Raw genomic sequence first — 17,923 nt, forward strand, 5'->3', positions numbered from 1 at the left:
GATGTCGTCCGGGCGCGCCCCTATCTTGCGCCGACATGAATGACCCGAAAGGCCTGCCCGTGACCCCCTTCAAGACGCTGCCCGATGCCCCCAAGGCGATCAAGAAACCCCTCAGCGATACCCGCCACGGCAAGACCCGCACGGATGACTACGCCTGGCTGAGGGCCGCCAACTGGCAGGCGATGTTCAAGGACCCGACGATCCTGGAAGCCGATATCCGCGCGCATCTGGAGGCCGAGAACGCCTATATGAAGGCCGCGATGGCCGATACCGAGGCGTTGCAAAAGAAGCTGGTTGCCGAAATGCGCGCCCGGATCAAGGAGGACGACAGCTCCGTGCCGATGAAGGAAGGGCCCTATGCCTACGGCACCGCGTTTCGCACCGGGGCCGAACAGCCCTATTTCTTCCGCATCCCGCGCGATGGCGATGTCAATGACGAGAGCATCCGCGAGATCCTGCTCGATGGCGATCTGGAGGCGAAGGACAAGGCCTATTTCGATCTCGGCGGCTTCGACCAGACCACGGATCACAGCCGCGCGATCTGGAGCTATGACGACAAGGGATCGGAGTTCTATACGCTGCAGGTTCGCGATCTTGAAACCGGCAAGGATATCGAGGACAGGATCGAGAACACCGGTGGCAGCGGCGTCTGGGCGCCCGACGGCAAGAGTTTCTTCTACACCGAAGTCGACGAGAACCACCGCCCCTCGAAGGTGTTCCATCACGTGATCGGCACGAAACAGGCCGACGACCGGCTGGTCTACGAGGAAAGCGATCCCGGCTTCTTCGTCGGCATCGCTGGCTCGCTGCTCGATGACTTCATCTACATCGACATCCACGACCACCAGACCTCCGAAGTCCGGATCATCCCGACAACAAACCTCGATGCCGCGCCTGAACTGGTAGCGGCGCGCGAGACCATGGTGGAATACGACGTCACCGAGGGCGGCGACGTGTTCTACATTCTCACCAATGACGGCGGGGCCAAGGATTTCAAGATCATGGAAGCGCCGGTCGCCGCGCCCGGCAAGGAGAACTGGAAGGAGGTCGTGCCGCATCAGGAGGGCCGGCTGATCCTCGCGCATACCGCCTTCGCCCGCCATCTGGTCTGGCTGGAGCGCTTCGCGGGCCTGCCCCGCATCGTGATCCGCGACCGGGCGACCGGGGAGGAACATGCCATCGCCTTCGATGAGGAGGCCTATTCGCTCGGCCTGCAGGGCGCTGCCGAATACGACACCGACACGATCCGCTTTTCCTATTCCTCGATGACGACGCCGAGCCAGCTCTACGACTACAACATGGCGACGCGCGAGCGCACGCTGCTGAAGACACAGGAAGTGCCTTCCGGCCACAACCCGGATGACTATGTCACCCGCCGCATCCAGGCGAAGGCCGCCGATGGCGAACTGGTGCCGGTCAGCATCGTCTATCGTAAGGATACCCCGATCGATGGCAGCGCGCCCTGTCTGCTCTACGGCTACGGCGCCTATGGCATTTCCATTCCCGCCTCGTTTTCCACCAATTGCCTGTCGCTGGTCGATCGCGGCTTCGTCTATGCCATCGCCCATGTCCGCGGCGGCAAGGACAAGGGCTTCACCTGGTATGAAAACGGCAAGATGGGCAACAAGAAGAACACCTTCACCGATTTCGTCGCCGCCGCCGACGCGCTGGTGGCCGAGGGCTTCACCAGCCACGGCAATATCGTCGCCGAAGGCGGTTCCGCCGGCGGCATGCTGATGGGCGCGGTCGCCAACATGGCACCGGAGAAATTCGCCGGCATCATCGCCGCCGTTCCCTTCGTCGATGTGCTGACAACGATGCTGGACGACACGCTGCCGCTTACCCCGCCGGAATGGAACGAATGGGGCAACCCGATCGCCTCCGAGGAGGCCTATGACTATATCTCCAGCTACAGCCCCTATGACAATGTCGCGGCGAAGCCCTATCCCGCCATTCTGGCGCTCGCCGGGCTCACCGATCCGCGCGTGACCTATTGGGAACCGGCGAAATGGGTGGCGAAGCTGCGCGAGACCACCACCGGCACGGCGCCGGTCCTGCTCAGAACCAATATGGACGCGGGCCATGGCGGCGCATCCGGCCGGTTCCAGAGGCTGGAAGAAAAGGCGCTGGAATATGCCTTCGCGCTGAAGGTTGCGGGCAAGGCGGAGCGCTGAGGGCCGGCAGGCTCCGGCATCTGCCCCCGGCGGAACCGAGAGGCTCCGCCGCACGTTTCATGTCATGGCTGGAAGGGGCAGAACTGAATGAAATTCGAGATGTCAAAGACCTGGTGGATGGCGCTCCAGGCAATGCGCCAGGTGTGGTTTGTCGCATCACTCTATTGCGTCGCCGCCATCATGACCGCCCTGCTCGGCATTATGGCCGATCCCCTCATCCCCGACAGTCTTCAGGACATTATCGGCCGTAGCGCGGTCAACAGCCTGCTGACCATCATCGCCTCCAGCATGCTTTCCGTGCTGGTGTTCTCGCTGAACACGCTGGTGCAGGCCTCGACGGCGGCCGCCAGCAACGCCACGCCGCGCGCCGTCGGCACGCTGTTGCAGGACCGGATTGCCCAGTCGGCGCTTTCGACCTTCCTCGGCGCCTTCATCTTCAGCCTTGTCGGCCTGATCGCGCTCAACACTTCGCTCTATGGCGGCGGCGGCCGGATGATCCTGTTCCTCGTCACCATCGTGGTCATCGTGCTGATCGTGGTGACGCTGCTGCGCTGGATCAACTATCTCGGGCATCTCGGCCAGGTCACGAAAACGATCTCGCAGGTGGAATCGGCCGCTTGCCCCTCAATGGAGAATTATCGCCGGGCGCCCTATCTACATGCCCACCCGCAGGAAGGGCCCATTCCCCACGGGCTTGTGATGATCGAACACGACCAGATCGGCTATCTGCGGTTTATCGATGTCCCGGCGCTCGATGATATCGCGGATCGGCTCGAGGCGAATATCCACGTATTCGAGCGTCCCGGAGCCTTCGTGACGCCGGGACGCCATATCGCCGGAATCGCGCTTCCCGACGGCGGCGCGATCGATGAGGAGACGCGGGAAACCCTGCGCGGCGCCTTTACCATCGGCAATGCCCGCAGCTACGACCAGGACCCGCTTTACGGGTTGACGGTGCTCTCCCAGATCGCCATGCGGGCGCTCTCGCCCGGCATCAACGATCCGGGCACGGCGATCGACGTAATCGGCAATCTCGTGCGCATCATGGCCTCGGGTAAAAAGGCCAAAGCGGACGTGCACCACGGTCGCGTCTTCATTCCCGCCATCGAAACCGACGATTTCTTCGATGCGGCGTTCACGGGCATTTCCCGCGACGGCGCGGACAAGGTGGAGGTGGGCCTGCGGCTGCAGCATGCCTTTGAATCGCTGTCGCTGCTGCCCTTTGCCGGCTATGGCGAGCATGCGCGCGGCTACTCCGCCCAGGCACTGGAACGCGCCCGGAAGATGCTTGATTTCGAGAACGATATCAAACGCCTGGAAGCCTCCGCCAGAAAGGGCCGGCTGCTGCCCTGATCTTCGAAACGAGGTCGTCAGGAACATTCCGCCGCACGCGTCGTTATGCCTTCAGGTCCGTCCCGGAACGGGGCCGACTTTCCATGTCCGCGGATGACGCCGGCGCCATCCGCATGAGACACGCGTCTACGGGGGCCCTTTCAAATGATTATTCTGACGACATTCATCTTCGCCGCGATCGGCCTGTTTCTGGGCGGCGGCGGTATCTGGCTGATCACGCTCGGCGGCAGCTGGTTTTACTTGATTGCGGGCGCCGCATTTCTGGCGACCGCCTTTTTTGTGTTTACCCGCTCCGCGCTTGCTTACTGGGTCTACGCCGCAACCATATTGGTAACGCTTGTCTGGGCGCTTCTGGAGGTCGGTTTCGACTGGTGGCAGCTCGGCGCGCGCGGCGGCCTCGTGGTGTTGCTTGGCCTGTGGCTGCTTCTGCCATGGGTGCGCCGGCCGATCCTGCGCGATGAATACGGCTTTCCGGAAAAAGACAAACCCGCCCGCGCCGGACCGTGGCCGCTGGTTGCCGCAGTTCTCGTGTCGATGGTCGTCGCGGTCATCTCGCTGTTTACCGACCCGCATGCGATCGAAGGGTCTCTACCCGGCGCCCGCACCGCCAGCGCCGAAACGGCCGATGCCGTTCCCGACGGTGAATGGCATGGCTATGGCCGCACCGAAAGGGGCCAGCGCTGGTCGCCGCTCGACCAGATCACGCCGGACAATGTCGGCGACCTGGAGCTTGCCTGGCAGATCCAGACCGGCGACATGATGGGGCCCAACGACGTGGTCGAGACCACCTACGAAAATACCCCGCTGATGGTCGACGACACGCTCTATGTCTGCACCCCGCACAGCTGGGCGATGGCGTTTGATGCGAAGACCGGCGAGGAGAAATGGAAGTTCGATCCGAAGGTACCGGTCGACGGCAATCGCCAGCACCAGACCTGCCGGGGCGTGACCTATTACGACGACCCCGACATTGCCGAAGGCGAGCGCTGCAAGACCCGCGTCTACCTGCCGACGTCGGATGCCCGCCTGATCGCGCTCAATGCCGAAGACGGGACGATCTGCGAGGATTTTGCCGACAACGGCACACTGCAACTTCAGAGAAACATGCCTTACAAGACGCAGGGCTACTATTACTCGACATCGCCGCCGCTGGCGATAAACGGCAAGATCGTGGTCGGCGGCTCGGTCAACGACAATTACTCGACCGACAGCCCGTCCGGCGTGATCCGCGCCTATGATATCGACACCGGCGAACTGATCTGGAACTTCGATACCGGCAATCCGGAGCAAACCGAACCGCTCGGCCCGGACGAAACCTATACCAAGAACTCGCCGAACAGCTGGTCGGTCATGTCCGGCGACAGCGAGCTTGGCCTGATCTACGCCCCGATCGGCAACCGCACGCCGGACCAGATCGGTCTCAACCGCTCGCCCGCGGTCGAGAAATACTCGTCTTCCGTTGTGGCTCTCGATGCCGAGACCGGCGAGCCCGTCTGGAATTTCCAGGGCGTCCACCATGACCTCTGGGACATGGACGTCCCGGCCCAGCCCGCCCTTCTCGACCTGACGATTAACGGCGAGAGCGTGCCGGCGCTGGTGCAGGCGACCAAACAGGGCGAGGTCTTCGTGCTGAACCGCGAAATGGGCGAGCCGATCCTCCCCGTGAAGGAGGTTGCCGCACCTCAAGAGGGCGGGCTTGAAGGCGAGAACCTGTCGCTGACCCAGCCCGTTTCGGCGCTTTCCTTCAACCCGCCGAAGCTTGAGGGCAAGGATATGTGGGGGGCAAGCCTGCTCGATCAGCTCGTCTGCCGCATCAAGCTGAAGCAGTATAATTACGAGGGCCGCTACACGCCGCCTTCCGTCAATGGGACGATCGTCTATCCCGGCAATTTCGGCACGCTCAATTGGGGCTCGGTCGCCGTCGATCCGGAGCGGCAGGTGATGTTCGCCATGCCGGTCTACATGGCCTACACCTCGACGCTGGTGCCGAAATCGACGCCGGGGGTGGCCACCCAGGGCATCAATTCCAACAATGGCGCCGACTATGCCGTTTCCTTCTCCACCCTGCTCGGCCCGCTCGGCGTGCCCTGTCAGGCGCCGCCATGGGGCTATGTGGCGGGCGCGGATCTCACCACCGGCGAGATCGTCTGGAAGCACAAGAACGGCACGATCCAGGACATGACGCCGCTGCCGCTGAAGATCAAGATGGGCGTTCCCGGCATTGGCGGCCCGATCATGACCAAGGGCGGCGTCGCCTTCCTCGGCGCGACCATGGACAATTACATCCGAGGCTATGACGTGACCACCGGCGAACAGCTCTGGGAGGCTCGCCTCCCCGCCGGCGGCCAGGCGACACCGATGACCTACGAGACCGCGGACGGGACCCAATATGTGCTGATCGTCGCCGGCGGCCATGGCTCGGTCGGCACCGAGACGGGCGATTATATCCTCGCCTACAAGCTGCCGGAGGGCTAGGATAGACCGGCCGGCGGACCTTCCGCCGGGGCAAGGGCGTACCGGAATGCCGCCGAACGCCCTTTCCTTCCGGCAATTTGCCCGGATATTTCCGGGCCTGACGGTTGCCCTTCCGGGAAGGGCTTCCTATGTAACCCGCAAGCGTCAATTTATTAACTGAGGAGTATTGAACATGGCTTTTGAACTGCCCGATCTGCCTTACGCCTATGACGCGCTCGCCCCCTACATGTCGGCCGAGACGCTCGAATTCCACCACGACAAGCACCACAACACCTATGTGACCACCGGCAACAAGCTGGCGGAAGAAGCGGGTCTTGGCGGTCTTTCCGTCGAGGATGTCATGGTCAAGGCCTACGGCTCCAACCAGCCGCTCTTCAACAATGCCGCCCAGCACTTCAACCACATGCATTTCTGGAAGTGGATGAAAAAGGATGGCGGCGGCACCAAGCTGCCGGGCGCGCTCGAAAGCGCGATTTCCTCCGATCTTGGCGGCTTCGACAAGTTCAAGGCCGATTTCATTGCCGCCGGCGTAGGCCAGTTCGGCTCGGGCTGGGCCTGGGTCGCGGTCAAGGACGGCAAGCTTGAAATCATGAAGACCCCGAACGGCGAAAACCCTGTGGTCCACGGCGCCAAGCCGATCCTCGGCGTCGACGTGTGGGAGCACTCCTACTACATCGACTACCGAAACGCCCGCCCGAAATATCTGGAAGCCTTCGTCGACAATCTCATCAACTGGGACTACGTCGCCGAACTCTACGAAGGCGCCACCAAGTAAGGCAGACGCCGAACAAGACCTTAGAAGCCCGGCCAAGCGCCGGGCTCAGATTGCTGACAAACCCGTCGATTTTTCGGCGGGTTTTCAGTTTTGTGTTTGAAAACGATTCTCGGCTTTTTTCTGAAGCTTTTCTGATTGAGACAAGACAGTCCTTGTTTTCTCAAGCCCATGTGTTTTGGCGCCTTCGTCAGGGCCATTGCGGTCGGGGGGTGGCATAGGCGAGCAACTGGCCTTCGGGCAGCGATAGCCATCGACTTCCGGCTCGTAGACGTATTTCGACTTGCGCATCATCCCATCCCTGGGCGGGATCGGATTGTGGTCGCCGGTGACGCCGAGGATGTGTCTGGTCTCAAGGCCCTGAGCAATGCCCGCCGTGGCACAATGCCCGCCGTGGCATAGGTTAGCGAAGGGCTGGTATCGGGCCGCGCCCGTCTCGAACCTGTAGGCTGCCTCGCCCCACGCCTGGAATGTATTGGCGTTGCAGGAGACGGATAGGCTGTCGGCGAAACCGGTAAAGGCGACCGAGCGCGCAGTATCGGGGCTGTGCCAGCGATTGGCGCGCCCGCCCGTCAGACTGAACGCATTCCACGCACCCCCGCCGCGACTGAGACCGTGGATCGATGATCAGGCCCCATTTGATGCCCACTTTTTTGCTTGAAAATTCATAACTCATTGGTTATCTATGAATCATAACCGGAGAGCTATGAATTGCCGTTGACCCAACCCCATGACGACCTGTTCAAAACCCTGGCGGACCCGACACGCCGGGCGATCTTCGAGCGCCTGTGTCGCGAAGGGGATCAGACGGTCAAAGCGCTGACGGAACACGCCGGGATTTCCCAGCCGGCCGTCTCCAAACATCTCGGCGTGCTCAAGCGCGCCGGGCTCGTCGTCGACCGGCAGGATGGCCGCCAGACACATTACAGCCCGCAACTTGAAGCCCTGGCGCCGTTGAGGGACTGGACGGAACGGATGGCACGCTTCTGGGAGCGCCGCTTCGACGACCTCGAAGACCTGCTGAAGAGGATGGACAATTGACCGAGACCCGCACCGTTGTCGTCGAACGCGACCTGCCGCACCCGCCGGAGAAGATCTGGCGCGCCCTCACCCAATCCCACCTGATCGGGGAATGGCTGATGAAGACCGCCTTCACGCCTGAAGTGGGGCATCGCTTCGGATTCAGCGCGGATTGGGGCGAGGTCGCCTGCGAGGTTCGGGCGGTCGAGGAACACAAGGCTCTGGAATACAGCTGGGATGCCGGCGATCTGCGCTCTGTGGTCAGGTGGACCCTCACGCCGACCGGCACGGGAACGCGCCTGAGCATGGAGCAGACCGGCTTCCGGACGGATCAGCCGAACTATTATGGCGGCGCGAAAATGGGCTGGCCGCGCTTCTTCGACAGGCTGGAGCAGGTACTGGCCGAGATCGATTGAGGCGCGCGGGCCATGCACCACGGAACCGAGAGACAAGAGGACCATGGCTATGACGAATGCGCAACAGGAGACAAACCCATCGCAGAAGATCGATGAAAGGATCGAGGAACTGGGCGACTGGCGGGGCGAAACGCTCTCCCGCATCAGGGATCTGATCAAGGAGGCCGCGCCCGATATCGTCGAGGCATGGAAATGGCGCGGCGTCCCGACCTGGTATCGCGACGGCATGATCTGCACCGGCGAGACCTACAAGGACAAGGTCAAGATGACCTTCGCCAAGGGCGCGTCCCTGCCCGACCCGACCGGACTGTTCAATGCCAGTCTCGACGGCAATGTTCGGCGGGCCATCGATTTCCGCAAGGGCGACGTGATCGACGAAAAGGCGCTGTCGGCGCTCATCCGCGCCGCCGTGGCACGAAATGTCTCGTGATCTCTCGCGCCCGTGCCCTTTTCGCATCTAACGAACATGTAAGGAGGTACAATTGAACTGGAGCAAGCTGATAAGACAATGTCATCGCTGGCTGTCGATCGTTTTCACCCTGATCGTGATCGGCATCTTCGGTGCCCAGGGGTTCGGCAAGGAACCCGCCGAATGGGTGTATTTCCTGCCCTTGCTCCCCTTGTTCCTGATGCTGATCACCGGCCTCTATCTGTTCGCCCTGCCCTATTTCAGCGGGCGGGGCAGCAAGTCAGGCGCGTGATGCCGCATCCAGCGCAGGCGGAAGAACAGCCCCATTTAGCGGGAGCTGTCTGCTGCGTCGATCGGCGGCGTCATCCATTTGTCCCTCAGATGGCGGTCATCGGCCTCCCTGAGCGTTCACTATGTCGCGTCCTTCGTCCCGCTTGCCTTCGCGACGCGTTCGTTCACCCTTGAAGGCGGCTCCGGCCGTCCGAGGAGAAGCCCTGAAGTTCGGGACATCCCATGTGCCTGAGGGCGACGCGCTGGCTCTCGTGTTCCACCCCTTCGGCCGTGACCGACAGGTTGAGTTCCTTTCCGATCGCGAGAATCGCGCGGATGATCGCGACCGAGCGGGCATCGGAATCCAGATTTGAGACAAAACTGCGGTCGATCTTGATCCGGTCGAACGGCATGCGCTGAATGCTGGATATCGATGAGGTTCCGGCGCCGAAATCATCCAGCGCCAGCAGAACGCCGATCTCCTTCAATTGCGAAAAGGTCTGCGCGACCATCTCGGTCGCGCCGATCAGAGCCGATTCCTTGATCTCCAGTTCGAGGCGGCGGGGCGCAAGCCCGGAGACGGCAAGCGCATGCCGGACCGTTCCGGCCAGGTGCCCGTCCTCAAGCTGGGTCGAGGAGACATTCACGGAGACGCGCACATGGTCCGGCCACACCGCCGCTTCACGGCACGCGGTCTCCAAAATCCAGGCGCCAAGCCTGCGAATGATGCCGGTTCTCTCGGCAACCGGGATGAAGATGTCCGGAGAAATCTCTCCTCTTTCGGGATGCGTCCACCGGGCGAGCGCTTCATATCCGACGACAACCGAATCCATGCCGTCGCACAGGGGCTGATAGGCAAGCGCGATATCGCCATGGGTGATCGCCGCGCGCAGCTCCTTTTCCACGTCCCATTCCTGCCAAACCTGTCCTTCTGCAGAATGGTCGAAACGAAGATAGCTGCTCCCGCCCGACCGCTTGACCGCATAGAGCGCCATGTCGGCGTTGTTATAGAGTTCGTCCATGCCCGACGCATCATCCGGAAACAGCGCAATTCCGATGGAAACCGAGACGGAGACGCGCGTCTGCCCCACGAGAACCGGTTCTTCGAGCGCGCGGATGAGGCGCTTGGCCAGCGTGAAGGCGCCGGACGGTTGCTGGACGCCCATCTGGACGACGCAGAATTCGTCGCCCCCCGATCCGCGACACCGTGTCGCCGGACCGGACATGACCGGACAGCCGCCGGGCCACCACCCGAAGAAGCTCGTCGCCGGCGACGTGACCATATCGGTCATTGACCTGCTTGAACCCGTCAAGATCCAGAAGCAGAAGCCCGACCTTGGCCTGCGAGCGCCCGGAAGCGGCGACGGCCTCGGCGAGCGTATCCGTAAGGCGGTTGCGGTTTGAAAGACCCGTCAGCGGGTCATGCTCGGCAAGATAGGCGGCCCGCGCCTCGGCCTCCCGAATCTTAGTGACATCCGAGAGAATGGCCAGGATGAAAGGCTCCCTGCCATCGGCCGTGTCGAGTTCGACAAGCCGCTTGCGGGTCACGATCACATGCACGTCGCCCTTGGCGTCGGTGACGACCTCTTCATTCTCGTTCGGCTCACCGGTCTCGAACACCTGATTGTCGACCTTCCAGAAGACAGCGCGCTGGTCCTCCGGTAATTGCTCATCCAACGAGCCGAGCAAGGCCTCCTGCGGCGTCCCGAAAAACACGCAGGCGGCATCATTTGCAACCACGACCCGATGATTGCGGTCCTTCATGATCACGGGCAGCGGCATGGCATTCAAAACCGCCTGGAGGTTGTCGACCGTGGCTCGGATTGTAGAACGCGAGAACATGGACAGCCTTCCGTACGCCTGAACTTCAATAAACAGGGCCTGATCTCAATGTCCGCGAACCTACCCGTTCGGCAGAACCAAAAGACCCTTCCTGCCGAATCATAACACGAAGCCCGCCCGGCAATGAACCTCACCAGTCGCACGCCGACAAACTTGGCGCATAGCCCAGCGCGTCGGCGGCTCGCCGTATCCGTATCGCAATATCCGCGGACACCCGCCCAAGCCAGTTCTCGCCCGCGAGTTTTCTGACGAGAGCGTCTCCGAAGCCCCGGTCCGAGCGGGCTTGGAATATACGATGCGCGCCCGATACGTCGCCAACGGCCTTGGGCACGATCGCGCCGTCGAGATCCGAGCCGAGCGCGACGCCGTCCTCGCCGAGATGATCGATCAGGACCTCGAAGTGACGCGCGACCCCGTCGCGTTCGAACGACAGCACAGAATCTAAACCGAGGGCGTCTACGACGCGGGGTTATTCAGCTATTCAATCGCCACACCCCCGAAACGAAAGCTTCCGGATCAAAAGGCAATCCGTCCCATCGGCCCGAAACGACGGAGGAGAAATCTGGCCAAGACAGCGGGTCGCAAACATGTCCGGGAGGCAGTTTCGATGGTCGAATTCAGGCGGAAGGTCCTGAAGATGCAGGGTGAAAATAGGAAAGGGCGAGCCGGGCGGCGCCTTCTGCCTGATCGAGGACGGGAAAGCGCGCCTCGCCGGCAAGCCTCTGGCGGATCGTTTCGGCGATGACGGGATGCAGCTTCAGCACGCCGCCGACAAAGGCGACGGGGTGGTTGCCGTTGCGGGCAATCAGGATGTTGCCAAGGCGGGCGAGTTCAGCGCCGGCCTCACGCAGAAGCGCGTTTGCGCACGCGTCGCCGGCCTCCGCTGCGTCGGCAACAGGACGCGCGAGCGCGCCGATGCGCCCGCGGTCGCCGGCATAGATATAGGCCCGCATATCCGACCAGTCGTCAGAGCCGACGGCGGCATAAAGCGCATCGGCGAGCAGTTGCATATCGCCCGGCGCGCCCTCCTCGTCGAGCCGGCGGTAGAGCGCGCGCACGGCAGCAAGGCCGATCCAGCCGCCGGAGCCCGCATCATCGATCAGGATGCCGCGCCCGCCAATGCGGAAAAGCCTGCCCTCGCTGTCGAGGTGAACGGCAATCGATCCCGTTCCGGCGGAAACGAGGTGGCCTTCTCCCAGCGCAAACAGGCTGCGGTAGGCAAGCTCGATATCGTCGGAAATGAAAATCTTCGCCCGCGTCAGCTTCAGCGCGGCAATCAGCATGTCCTCGATATCGCTGCGCGCGCGCGGGCCATAGCCGGTGAGGCCAAAGACGGCCGAATCCACCGGCTTGGTGATCTGCGCGGCAATCGCGGCGATGCTTTTCTCAAGCGTCGCGCGGGATTCGGCGTTGAAGGTGTGGCCGGTGGCGCCGGCCGCAGCCCCCCGCTGAACGATCGTTCCCGCCTGATCGCAAAGGACAAACCGCGATGCCGTTCCGCCGATATCGCCGCCGAGGAAATAGCTGTCCATGGCCTCATACCAAGAGTTGATGATTAGAACCCATATGACCGGAGCGATTTTGAAAGCCAGCTAGGCGAGAGCCGCAGTCGTAGCCATAGCTACGGCGAGGACTTTCAACGACGCGGGCTTTCAAAAGCGCCCGGCCCTGAAAGGGTGCGGCTGGAATGGCCACCGAGGGCGTCAAAATCCTCGCGCGATGCTCCGGCATCGCTCTGCGGTATTTTCCTACTCGGATGGCCATTCCAGCGCGCATCATATGGGTCCTAATCATCGACTCTTGGTATCAGCCCTCGATCTGCCTGACAAAACCGCGGGTGATCTCGCGCGGATTGGTAATCGCCGTACCGACAACGACGGCATAAGCGCCGCAATCCAGCGCGCGGCGCGCGCGTTCGGGCGTCGAGAACCGGCCCTCCGCCACCACCGGCGTTTTGATGCGGGCGACCAGCGCCTCGATCAGGGCGTAGTCCGGCATGTCGTCGGTGCGGGCCGTATAATCCGTATAGCCGGAAAGCGTTGTCGCCACATAGGTTGCGCCCATATCTGCGGCGGCCGCCCCTTCGTCGGATGTTGCGATATCGCAGAAGGCCTCGAGGCCAAGCGTTTCGGTAATGTGGCGAATGAGCTTTGCCGGTTGGTCGCCCCGGCGCGGGCGCGGCGTGGCGTCAATGCCGATAATATCGGCTCCGGCCTCGGCAAGCGCATCGCAGGCTGCAAGCGTTGGCGTGATATAGACGGGCACGGCATCCGAAAACTGCTTGTCGATGCCGATGACGGGCAGGCCCGCTTCCTTGACGGCCCGCACGTCTGCAACGCCGTTTGCGCGGATGGCGGATGCGCCGCCGTCGCGCGCAGCGAGCGCCATCGCGCCCATGAAATACGCGCCGTGGAGCGGGTTGTCCGCGCGGGCCTGGCAGGAAACCACCAGCCCGCCTTTCTTCAGCTTCAGCGTCACTTGATCGCGCCCGAGGTCATGCCATTGATGAACTGGCGGGACAGGATGATGTAGAGCAGCGTGATGGGGGCTGCGGCAAAGGTCAGCCCGGCAAACAGCACGCCCCAATTGGTGGTGTATTCTCCCATGAAGCTTGTCAGTCCCTGCGGCAGGGTTTTCAGAAGATCGTTCTGGATGAAGATCAGCGGGAAGAAGAAATCGTTCCAGATCGGCACGAGATTGTGAATCGCGGCGATCACCATGGCGGGTCGCGCCAGCGGCAGCATGACCGACCACATGATCCGCGCTTCCGACGCGCCGTCCATGCGCGCGGCATCTTCCAGCTCGCCGGGCAGCGAGCGGATGAAACCGGTCATGATGAACACGGTCGAGGGCAGGCCCATGGCGATATAGATGAGGATCAGCGACAGCTGGCTGTCGAGCAGGCCCATCTTGCGCATCAGCACGAAAAGCGGGATGACGGCGAGCTTCAGCGGCAGGGTCAGGCCGGCCAGGAAGAACAGCAGCAGAAAGCTGGAGCCCTTGAAATTATAGCGCCCCAGCGCATAGGCCGCCATCGACCCCAGCACCAGAATGGCAAGGATGGACGAGCCGGTGATCAGCAGCGAGTTGAAGAAATAGCGGACGAAATGGGTCTCGGTCCAGATCGCCTCGAAGTTCGACAGATCGGTGAAATCGGGAATCGCGAAGGGCTGTCGGAAGATCGCCATTGACGGCTTGAAGGCCGAAAACACCATGATGACGATCGGCGCGATCATGATGAAGGTATTGGCGATCAGCAGGATCTGCAGCAATCCATCGCGCCCGAATGTGCGCATCAGGCCGGAGCGGTCGGTATAGGTCGTATCGCTCAAAGCTCAATCTCCCGGCGGCGCAGGTAAAGCGTCATGGCGGTGGCAAACACCGTGATAAAGATGAAGACGAGCGCTGCCAGCGCCGAGCCGTGGCCGAAGTCCGAGCTTCCGGCGCCGGGATTGCCGAAGGCGAGGCGGTAGAAATAGAGCGCCAGCACATCGGTATTGCCGTAGGGCGAGCCGCTCATGCCCTCCATCACATAGGGCAGTTCGAACCAGTTGAACGACCCGATGAATTGCAGCACGAAAACGATGGTCGCTGCCGGCGCCACCAGCGGCCAGATGATTTTCCGGATCTTCACCCACTCGCTTTCGGTCTCCATGCGCACGGCATCGTAGATTTCGCCAGGAATGCGCTGCATGGCGGCCAGGAAAATCAGTGTCGGAAAGCCGACCCAGTGCCAGGCGTTGACCAGAATGAGCGAGGCAAGCGCCGTATCGGACTGGCCGAGCCATGGCTGCGCCAGACCGGCGAGGCCGACCGCTTTCAGCGTCTGGTTGACGATGCCGAACAGCGGGTTGAGGAACAGTTTCCACAAATAGCCGACAATCACGGTCGACAGCACAACCGGCAAGAACACGGCGATGCGATGGAACCGGGCCAGCGGAAACTCGCGCCACAGCGCATAGGCGAGAATGAAGGCAGCGCCGTTTTGCACCACCATCAGCGTGATAAAGACGATGACATTGTTGATGAAGGCGTTTTGAACCGTCGATTTATACGGTTCGGTAAACAGCACATCGTAGAAATTCTGGAAGCCGACAAACTCGCCTCGCGCCATGCCGTTCCAGTGATAGAAGGCGTAGGCCAGCGCCGAAACGATCGGGTAGGCGACAAAGAGCAGCATCACCGCAAGAGCGGGCAGGATCAGGCAGGTGATCCAAAGGCCACGTGGCGTCGGCATCAGGCGGTTCATTGCATTCGCTTCCGTCTTGATCAGAGCGAGCCGGCCTTGAAAGGCCGGCTCCCAAACGTCGAGAAATCAGTTTTTCTGGAAGGGCTCGTAGTATTTCGACAGGCCCTCGGTCACGGTTGCGCCGACCTCTTCAGGCGTTGCCTCGCCGGCCATCATCTTCTGGACGTTTTCCTGAACCAGCGTCGAGCCCGAGGGCTGGTCGAAGCGGAAATTCACCAGCATCATGTAAGGCATCGAGGTCTTGTTCAGTTCGGCAACGGCCTCAAGATCGGGGTTGTCGAAGGTGACGCCCGGGATCGGCGAGATGTTGGAGAGCTCGTTGGCAAAGGCCTGGCCGAATTCCCTGGAGGCGAGGAAGTTCAGGAATTTCAGCACCGCATCCTTGTGCTCGGTCGCCGCATTGCCGGCATAGCCGCCGTCATAGAACACGGCGACAAGGCCTTCATCGCCCTCATTGACCACGGGTGCGGGAATGGCGCCGATATTGATATCGGGGTTCATGCCCTTCATGGCTGCGATTTCATAGGAACCGCCGACGAACATGCCGGCCATGCCCGTCGCAAACAGCTGCTGCGAAGAGGCGTAATCCAGCCCGATGAAGCCGTCGGGGAAATACTGGCTCATATCCTTGATGCGGGTCAGCGCATCGACGAAGCGCGGATCGGTGAAATCGGCATCGCCGCTCATCACATCGTCGTAAAAGGCCTTGCCCATGGTCGATGAACCGAGGCCGAAGGTGATGACCTCGTTCTGCCATGCGTCCGCCGTGCCATTGGCAAAGGCGTAGAGACCGGCTTCCTGAAGCGCTTCGGCGGCCGCTTTCATATCGTCCCAGGTCTTCGGCGGCTCTAGACCAAGCTCGGCGAACACATCCTTGTTGTAGAGCACCATCATCGTCTGCGAGGCGAAGGGAATGGCGTAGACGGTGTTGTCTGCGCGCAGGGTTTCCGCCTTCAGCGCATCGGCCGGGAAATCCTTCAGCGCCGGCACGTTTTCTTCCGAAAGCGGCATGAGATAACCGCCGGATGCCACGCTCTCGAAGGAGCCGTAGGCGCGCACCATCATCGCGTCCGGACCGGCCTCGCCCGCAAGCGCGGTCGACAGGATGGTGCCGTAATTGACGGCTTCGATCATTCTGATATTGACATTGATGTCGGGGTTTTCCGCCTCGAACGTCTCGATGAATTCTTCGTATTGCGGCACGTCCTCCACGCGCCAGCCCCAGAAGGAAATGTCTTCGGCGAAGGCCGGCGCGGTCATGCCGGCGACGGCCGTGGCCACCAGAAAAGTCTTGGCAAAGGGTGTCATCAGATTGCTCCTTTTGTTCCGTTCCCCTGAATTACCGATGACAAGCGGTAAAGCCGTTATCAAACACGCTGGCCGCTCGCCCTGTCAAAGACGTGAAGCGCATCTGCCTGCGCCTGCACGGTGACGTCGTCGTCGGCATCGAAGAAGACGGTCGGCGGCACCCTGATGGTGACCTGCTCGCCGCTTGTCAGCCGAACGTAAACATATGAATCGTCGCCGAGATATTCGGTATAGATCACCGAGCCGGCAAAGCCTTCGCCGGCGTGCCCCGCCACAACGGAAAGACCGTCCGGGCGGGCGCCGATGGTGAGCGCGCCCTCCGCGATGCCGGCCGGGCCCCGTATCGCGCCGGTGCCCGCTATCGCAAGTTTCCCAGCAGTGCTGTCGACATCGAGAAGCGACATCTTCGGCGACCCGATGAACGTCGCCACAAAGGTGTTGGCCGGCGTTTCGAACAGTTCGCGGGGGCTGCCGACCTGTTCGATATAGCCATTGTTCATCACCACGATCCGGTCGGCCAGCGTCATCGCCTCGACCTGGTCATGGGTCACATAGATCATCGTGCCGCCGATATCGCGGTGCAGGCGCGCAATCTCGAGGCGCACGTCGGCGCGAAGGGCGGCATCGAGATTTGAAAGCGGTTCATCGAGCAGAAAAACGTCAGGCTTGCGCACCATGGCGCGGGCGATGGCCACGCGCTGGCGCTGCCCGCCGGAAAGCTGGCGCGGCTTGCGTTTCAGATAGTCCTCAAGCCTCAGCATCCGGGTTACTTCGGCAATGCGCGAGGCGATTTCATCCTTCGAAAGCCCCATCAACCGCGCGCCGAACGCCATGTTCTCATAGACATCCATATGCGGATAAAGCGCATAGGATTGAAACACCATGGCAGCCCCGCGCTTCGAGGGCGCTACGTCGTTCATGACCTTGTCATTGATCGAAAGCGTGCCGCCGGTAATCGGATCAAGCCCCGCAATCAGCCGCAGCAGCGTCGATTTTCCGCAGCCGGACGGTCCGACAAAGATGATGAGTTCACGGTCCCCGATCTCCAGATCGATCCCGTGCAGCACTTCCGTTTCCTTGAAGCGCTTGACGATACCCTTGAGTGATAGACGCGCCAAAAATCAGCCCTTCAACAATACCATTAGAATACCAATTGGATCATTGCTGTTTTATCGGAGGCTGTAAAGAGTCAATTCGGAGCGATCGCGTTGTTTTCCGCCCGATTCATAGAACTTCTTTAAGTATCATTGCGTTAGGGGAATTTCGCTGCTGAAGGCCTCGCAATGTTTCCCAGCCGCCGCCGGGAGATGCCGACACGCCCCTCGGCGACGGGAAAGTGCCGCAAGCGTGGCCCTCGATCATTCCCACACAGGCCTCAAGCAGTCGCACGAGTTGAAGCCGGCGCCGCGAAAGAAATAAATATCTGAATTTAAAAGATTTTCTGGCGGCGAGGGAGGAATTCGAACCCTCGATACGGTTGCCCGTATGCCGCATTTCGAGTGCGGTGCATTCGACCACTCTGCCACCTCTCCATAAAGTGCCGTGGTCTGCGTTTGAACGCGGGGTGTCTCTTAGCGGGCAAAGGCTTGTCTTGCAGATTGAGGCAGCGGCACCGGTTTCGTGTGGCCGGGGTGT

Annotated in this window: 16 protein-coding genes, 1 tRNA gene and 3 pseudogenes; 8 read left to right on the plus strand and 12 right to left on the minus strand. The window is 61.6% G+C overall.

Going from position 1 to position 17,923, the window contains the following annotated elements; translation table 11 throughout:
- Nucleotides 1-59: 59 nt before the first annotated feature.
- The 4 genes from V6767_RS19875 (at nucleotide 60) to V6767_RS19890 (ending at nucleotide 6,777) form a co-directional block, all read left to right on the plus strand.
- Nucleotides 60-2,174, plus strand: coding sequence for a S9 family peptidase (locus V6767_RS19875; RefSeq protein ID WP_448475068.1), 2,115 nt, complete (start codon nucleotides 60-62; stop codon nucleotides 2,172-2,174).
- Nucleotides 2,175-2,261: 87 nt separating this feature from the next.
- On the plus strand, nucleotides 2,262-3,527 hold the full coding sequence (locus tag V6767_RS19880; RefSeq protein ID WP_448475048.1) for a DUF2254 domain-containing protein: 1,266 nt from the start codon (nucleotides 2,262-2,264) through the stop codon (nucleotides 3,525-3,527).
- Nucleotides 3,528-3,671: 144 nt separating this feature from the next.
- Nucleotides 3,672-6,002 carry a membrane-bound PQQ-dependent dehydrogenase, glucose/quinate/shikimate family gene (locus tag V6767_RS19885; protein WP_448475049.1) on the plus strand — a complete coding sequence of 777 codons (2,331 nt, stop codon included), beginning with the start codon at nucleotides 3,672-3,674 and terminating at the stop codon, nucleotides 6,000-6,002.
- A gap of 172 nt (nucleotides 6,003-6,174) precedes the next feature.
- A complete protein-coding gene (locus tag V6767_RS19890; RefSeq protein ID WP_448475050.1) occupies nucleotides 6,175-6,777 on the plus strand; it encodes a superoxide dismutase in 603 nt (200 codons plus the stop codon).
- A 208-nt stretch (nucleotides 6,778-6,985) separates the two neighbouring features.
- Here the strand turns inward: V6767_RS19890 and V6767_RS19895 are convergent.
- Together V6767_RS19895 and V6767_RS19900 are read right to left on the minus strand one after the other, a co-directional pair.
- Nucleotides 6,986-7,155, minus strand: a pseudogene (locus V6767_RS19895) (IS5/IS1182 family transposase); the annotation flags it as partial.
- 30 nt (nucleotides 7,156-7,185) lie between these two features.
- Nucleotides 7,186-7,395: pseudogene (locus V6767_RS19900) on the minus strand (autotransporter domain-containing protein); the annotation flags it as partial.
- Nucleotides 7,396-7,491: 96 nt separating this feature from the next.
- Between V6767_RS19900 and V6767_RS19905 the strand changes: the two are divergent.
- The 4 genes from V6767_RS19905 to V6767_RS19920 are packed head-to-tail and all read left to right on the plus strand — an operon-like array spanning nucleotide 7,492 to nucleotide 8,911.
- Nucleotides 7,492-7,815, plus strand: coding sequence for an ArsR/SmtB family transcription factor (locus V6767_RS19905; protein ID WP_448475051.1), 324 nt, complete (start codon nucleotides 7,492-7,494; stop codon nucleotides 7,813-7,815).
- Nucleotides 7,812-8,210, plus strand: coding sequence for an SRPBCC family protein (locus tag V6767_RS19910; RefSeq protein ID WP_448475052.1), 399 nt, complete (start codon nucleotides 7,812-7,814; stop codon nucleotides 8,208-8,210). Before V6767_RS19905 ends, V6767_RS19910 begins: the two co-directional genes overlap by 4 nt.
- 49 nt (nucleotides 8,211-8,259) lie before the next feature.
- Nucleotides 8,260-8,640: a DUF1801 domain-containing protein gene (locus tag V6767_RS19915; RefSeq protein WP_448475053.1), complete on the plus strand. Its 381-nt coding sequence runs from the start codon at nucleotides 8,260-8,262 to the stop codon at nucleotides 8,638-8,640.
- Nucleotides 8,641-8,692: 52 nt separating this feature from the next.
- On the plus strand, nucleotides 8,693-8,911 hold the full coding sequence (locus V6767_RS19920) for a hypothetical protein (RefSeq protein ID WP_448475054.1): 219 nt from the start codon (nucleotides 8,693-8,695) through the stop codon (nucleotides 8,909-8,911).
- A gap of 163 nt (nucleotides 8,912-9,074) precedes the next feature.
- Here the strand turns inward: V6767_RS19920 and V6767_RS19925 are convergent, their stop codons facing one another.
- From V6767_RS19925 to V6767_RS19970, 10 genes and pseudogenes are all read right to left on the minus strand, one after another.
- Nucleotides 9,075-10,055, minus strand: a complete 981-nt coding sequence (locus V6767_RS19925) for a putative bifunctional diguanylate cyclase/phosphodiesterase (protein WP_448475055.1) — start codon at nucleotides 10,053-10,055, stop codon at nucleotides 9,075-9,077.
- Between the two features lie 28 nt (nucleotides 10,056-10,083).
- A pseudogene (locus tag V6767_RS19930) lies at nucleotides 10,084-10,731 on the minus strand (diguanylate cyclase domain-containing protein); the annotation flags it as partial.
- Nucleotides 10,732-10,861: 130 nt separating this feature from the next.
- A complete protein-coding gene (locus V6767_RS19935) occupies nucleotides 10,862-11,167 on the minus strand; it encodes a membrane dipeptidase (RefSeq protein ID WP_448475056.1) in 306 nt (101 codons plus the stop codon).
- Nucleotides 11,168-11,348: 181 nt separating this feature from the next.
- Nucleotides 11,349-12,263, minus strand: a complete 915-nt coding sequence (locus V6767_RS19940; protein ID WP_448475057.1) for an N-acetylglucosamine kinase — start codon at nucleotides 12,261-12,263, stop codon at nucleotides 11,349-11,351.
- A gap of 274 nt (nucleotides 12,264-12,537) precedes the next feature.
- A complete protein-coding gene (locus V6767_RS19945) occupies nucleotides 12,538-13,209 on the minus strand; it encodes an N-acetylmannosamine-6-phosphate 2-epimerase (protein WP_448475058.1) in 672 nt (223 codons plus the stop codon).
- Nucleotides 13,206-14,063, minus strand: a complete 858-nt coding sequence (locus V6767_RS19950) for a carbohydrate ABC transporter permease (protein ID WP_448466700.1) — start codon at nucleotides 14,061-14,063, stop codon at nucleotides 13,206-13,208. The genes V6767_RS19945 and V6767_RS19950 overlap by 4 nt, the downstream gene beginning before the upstream one ends.
- A complete protein-coding gene (locus tag V6767_RS19955; protein WP_230719205.1) occupies nucleotides 14,060-14,980 on the minus strand; it encodes a carbohydrate ABC transporter permease in 921 nt (306 codons plus the stop codon). The genes V6767_RS19950 and V6767_RS19955 overlap by 4 nt, the downstream gene beginning before the upstream one ends.
- Before the next feature lie 66 nt (nucleotides 14,981-15,046).
- On the minus strand, nucleotides 15,047-16,288 hold the full coding sequence (locus tag V6767_RS19960) for an extracellular solute-binding protein (RefSeq protein ID WP_448475059.1): 1,242 nt from the start codon (nucleotides 16,286-16,288) through the stop codon (nucleotides 15,047-15,049).
- Nucleotides 16,289-16,347: 59 nt separating this feature from the next.
- Complete coding sequence (locus V6767_RS19965) at nucleotides 16,348-17,406, minus strand: ABC transporter ATP-binding protein (RefSeq protein WP_448475060.1); 1,059 nt, start codon at nucleotides 17,404-17,406, stop codon at nucleotides 16,348-16,350.
- 324 nt (nucleotides 17,407-17,730) lie between these two features.
- Nucleotides 17,731-17,820, minus strand: a tRNA-Ser gene (locus V6767_RS19970).
- Between the last annotated feature and the right edge of the window lie 103 nt (nucleotides 17,821-17,923).

The sequence above is a fragment of the Martelella sp. FLE1502 genome (genome assembly GCF_053484255.1).